General features: G+C 67.0%; 4 protein-coding genes. 3 read left to right on the plus strand and 1 reads right to left on the minus strand.

Features of this window, described 5'->3' with window-relative positions; all coding sequences use genetic code 11:
* The coding region (locus VN856_RS28795) for an ABC transporter ATP-binding protein (RefSeq protein WP_325695711.1) at positions 1-1,288 on the plus strand (1,288 nt) is incomplete at its 5' end.
* Positions 1,285-2,067 (plus strand): oxidoreductase, encoded by a 783-nt coding sequence (locus VN856_RS28800; protein WP_325695714.1) that lies wholly within the window; start codon positions 1,285-1,287, stop codon positions 2,065-2,067. The genes VN856_RS28795 and VN856_RS28800, both read left to right, overlap by 4 nt.
* A gap of 400 nt (positions 2,068-2,467) precedes the next feature.
* Here the strand turns inward: VN856_RS28800 and VN856_RS28805 are convergent, their stop codons facing one another.
* Positions 2,468-3,316 carry an HAD-IB family hydrolase gene (locus VN856_RS28805; protein WP_325695716.1) on the minus strand — a complete coding sequence of 283 codons (849 nt, stop codon included), beginning with the start codon at positions 3,314-3,316 and terminating at the stop codon, positions 2,468-2,470.
* 389 nt (positions 3,317-3,705) lie between these two features.
* Here VN856_RS28805 and ssd point away from each other — a divergent pair.
* A partial coding sequence (gene ssd, locus VN856_RS28810) for a septum site-determining protein Ssd (protein WP_325695719.1) occupies positions 3,706-4,326 on the plus strand: 621 nt, incomplete at its 3' end.

Genomic DNA, 4,326 nt, shown 5'->3' on the forward strand with positions numbered 1-4,326 from the left:
TTTTCAGGTACGAGAAGCGCTGCGCGCAAACAATATCGATCGCCAAGCAGTCCAACTGCTTGCCGACGCCGGCATGTCCGATCCGGCGCTGCGGGCCCGGCAGTACCCGCACCAATTGTCCGGCGGTATGTGTCAGCGCGCCCTGATCGCTATTGGGCTGGCCGGCAGACCGCGGCTGTTGATCGCCGACGAACCGACCTCAGCGCTGGACGTCACCGTCCAGCGTCAGGTGCTCGACCATTTGCAGCAACTCGCGGATGAACTGGGCACCGCGGTGCTGCTGATCACCCATGATCTCGCGCTGGCCGCCGAACGGGCTGAGCGCCTGATAGTCCTGTACCAGGGAGCGGTGGTGGAAACCGGAGTGGCACAGGAGATTCTGGGTGATCCGCAGCATCCCTACACCCGGCGTTTGGTGGCGGCCGCGCCGTCGCTACATGACAAACGCGTCGCAAGGCCTGTCACGGCGGAAGGGCCGGATGTAATCGTCGCCTCGGGGCTGACGAAGGTCTACCGGCCGTCCCGCGGAGCACCGTGGCGCAGGGCAGAGGTACGCGCCGTCGACGACGTGTCGTTCCGGTTGCGTCGAGGCACCACGCTGGCGATCGCGGGCGAATCAGGCTCTGGAAAATCGACCCTGGCCCGGATGGTGCTTGGTCTACTTCAACCCAGTGCGGGCACAGTGGTTTTCGACGGCCTTGACGTTTCCGACACCACATCGCTGACACGCGGGCAGACGCTGGCGTTTCGCCGCAGAGTGCAGCCGGTGTTCCAAAACCCTTACGGCAGCCTGGATCCGATGTACTCGGTTGAGCACATCATCTCCGAACCATTGCGGATCCATCGGATCGGCGACCGTCGTCAGCGTCAGCAGGCCGTCCGCGAGCTCGCCGAGCAGGTCGCGCTTCCGACGTCGCTGCTGAACCGGCGACCGCGCGAACTGTCCGGAGGGCAACGTCAGCGGGTCGCGATCGCGCGTGCCCTGGCGCTACGACCGGAGGTCCTGGTCTGTGACGAGGCGGTCTCCGCGCTCGACGTCGTGGTGCAAGCACAGATCCTGGAATTGCTCGCCGATCTGCAGGCGGCTCTCGGCCTGACGTATTTGTTCATCAGCCACGACCTCGCGGTCATCCGGCAGATCGCCGACGAGGTCATGGTGATGCGCGCGGGCCGGGTGGTCGAGCATGCGGCCACCGAGGACGTGTTCACCACGCCGCGCGACGACTACACCCGGCAACTACTGGCCGCAATCCCGGGCGCTGGGGCTGGCTATCGTGACAACTCGTGACCTCTGACCCGCTGGCTCCGCTGATGGAGCTGCCCGGTGTGGCCGCCGCCAGCGACCAGGCTCGTGAGGCGCTCGGCCGGGCCCATCGGCACCGCGCCAACCTGCGGCGGTGGCCGGTGACCGCCGCCGAGGCAGCGCTGCGATCGGCCAGAGCATCGGCGGTGCTGGACGGCGGCGGCCGAAAACTCGACGATCAGCTGGACGTCTCTGTCATGGAAGACCCGGTCTTCGCCGGCGCGTTGCGCGTCGCGCAGGCACTGGAGGGCGGCGAGACCAACCTGGTCGGGGTGTGGCAGCGCGCGCCGCTGCAGGCACTGGCGCGGCTGCACATGCTGGCCGCCGCCGACCGGGTCGACGAGAGCCGGCTGGGCAGGCCGCGCGCCGACGCCGACGTCGGCCCACGGTTGGAGTTGCTCACCGAGATCGTGACCGGCGCCACCAAGGTACCGGCCCCGGTGATCGCCGCGGTCGCCCACGGCGAGTTGCTGACCCTGGCTCCGTTCGGCACCGCGGACGGCGTGGTCGCCCGCGCGGTGTCGCGACTGGTGACCATCGCGACCGGTCTCGACCCGCACGGCCTGGGCGTGCCGGAGGTGGGGTGGATGCGTCGCGCCGCCGACTACCGTGACGCCGCGCGCGGCTTCGCGGAAGGAACACCCGAAGGCATGACCGCCTGGCTGGTGCTGTCGTGCCGGGCTATGCGTACCGGCGCGCAGGAGGCTTTGTCGATTGCTGAGACGCTTGCCGAAGGGCCTCCATCGGGCGGCTCAGACGAATAAAGCGGGCGGCGCACCGAAGGCTTTCGGCTCGCCGCCCGCTAGCACGGGACTCGGTTACCATGCGTGCATCTGTGGGCTGCGTGGGGTGGCCTCGGCGATCTTGCGATGCTTCCGGTTGCAGCCCCACCCAAAGGGCCGTCGACGCCGTCCACTCTTCGCAATTACGCAGGCCCGCAACACTTCTGCCATTATCGCGGCTATGACTCCGCGTGGGTGCCGGGTACCGTGCTGGGTTGCCCTGATCCGGGAGACCGACCCTTCTCTTCTGGGCCGATCTTGGCCGTACCGGGCTTCCGTAGATCCTTTGTACTCCGTGACCCCGGTCACATCAAGAGTCAATTGTCGTTAAAAAGCTGAAGTGATGCCGACCCGTGCTGCGGATAGTTTGCTGAGGCGCCGGCTACAGCGACAGCCGGCGCAGCAACGAATAGGTCAGCGCCCCGGCGGCCAGTGCGCTGATGCCGACCGCGGCGGTGGTCGCGACCGCGGCACCCGACGGCGCCGAGATGCGGTCGCGCAGCGATACCGGCCGGGAGAACTCGAGCACCGGCCAGTCGCGGGCCGACGCCTCGCGTCGCAGGGCGCGGTCCGGATTGACCACGCTTGGATGCCCGACCACCTCGAGCATCGGCATGTCGGTGATCGAATCGGAGTAGGCATAGCAATGCTCGAGCGGATAGCCCTCGCGTGCGGCCAGCTCGCGAATCGCCTGCACCTTGCCTTCGCCGAAGCAGTAGAACCCGATCTCGCCGGTGTACTTGCCGTCCTCGACAACCATCCGTGTCGCCATCGCGTGGGTGGCCCCCAGCGCACGGGCGATAGGCGCGACCAACTCCTCGCCGGATGCCGACACCACCACGACGTCTCGGCCGCACAGCTTGTGGCTGGCGATCAGGTCGGCGGCCTCGGCGAACACCAGCGGCGTGACGATGTCGTGCAGCGTCTCGTTGACGATCGTCTTGATCTGCTCCACGTCCCAGCCGGTGCACATGTTGGTCAGGTGGATGCGCATCCGATCCATCTGGTCGTGGTCGGCGCCGGAGAGCAGGAACAGGAATTGGGCGTAGCTGGACTTCAGGACGGCCCTGCGGTTGATCAATCCCTGAGCGAAGAAGGGTTTGCTGAACGCCAGCGTGCTGGATTTCGCGATGATGGTCTTGTCCAGATCGAAAAAAGCTGCTGTGCGCGGACTGGGGCTGGCGGGCATTGATGATGTTTGCTGGTCAGCGGCCGAGTCGGATACGGTCACAGGCCCAGCATAGGGCGGTGCGACCGCAAATCGCGACGCTGTCGATAAAAGCGCCGGTCAGGTATGGTTTAGCGGCTTATGTAGACCACAATCCGGTTGATTCAGCTACTTAGAGATTGTGTGCATCTTTCGAAAACAACCCTTGCGCGGCGTGACACTCTCATGTGTATAGTAAGAATCACTCGGCTTAGCCGAGGGTGTATCAGCCCGACCCCCCGGGGCTGATTCACGACGACCCTCGCCTCCTCCCCCCCTGGCGGGGGTCGTCCCTTTTCTGGGGCAAAATTCTTAGCTTGACCGCCGTCGTCGGTGTGTGCACAGAGCGAATTTCGTCCACAAATCCCGCCGCGCGACTGGCGGCGGCCGCCCCGCACCGGCACGGTGGGCCGATGGCCATCAGCGACGTGCGCGGCATTCTGGCCGCGCTTGCCGAGCCCGCATTGCGCGGCGATGTGGATCGGATTGCAGCGGCCGCCGGCGTGCGAGTTGTCCACGCAGGCAGCGCATTACCGGTGAGCCGGAAAGCGTGGTCGGCAGCGTTGGCGGTCATCCTCGACGAGTCCGCGGCGCAGGGATGTGCCGTCACCGGATTGCCGCGCCGCGCGCACGTGATCGTGGTGGCCGGCACCGACCCGGCGCCGACGACATGGGCCGCGGCCATCGATGTGGGTGCCCAACATGTGCTGAAACTGCCTGCGCAAGAACACGATCTGGTCCGCGAGTTGGCGGAGGCCGGTGATTCGGCCCGCGACGACGGCGCCGCCGGCACGGTGGTGTCGGTGATCGGCGGGCGGGGTGGGGCGGGCGCCTCCTTGTTCGCGGTCGCGCTGGCGCAGGCGGCGAGCGATTCGCTTCTGGTCGACGTCGATCCGTGGGCCGGTGGCATCGATCTGTTGGTCGGCGCCGAGACGACCCCCGGCGTGCGCTGGCCCGATCTGGCGCTGCAGGGCGGACGGCTGACCTGGTCGGCGGTGCGCGAGGCGTTACCGCGACACCGCGGGATCAGCATG

It is taken from the genome of Mycobacterium sp. (genome assembly GCF_035603715.1).
Taxonomy (GTDB): Bacteria; Actinomycetota; Actinomycetes; order Mycobacteriales; family Mycobacteriaceae; genus Mycobacterium.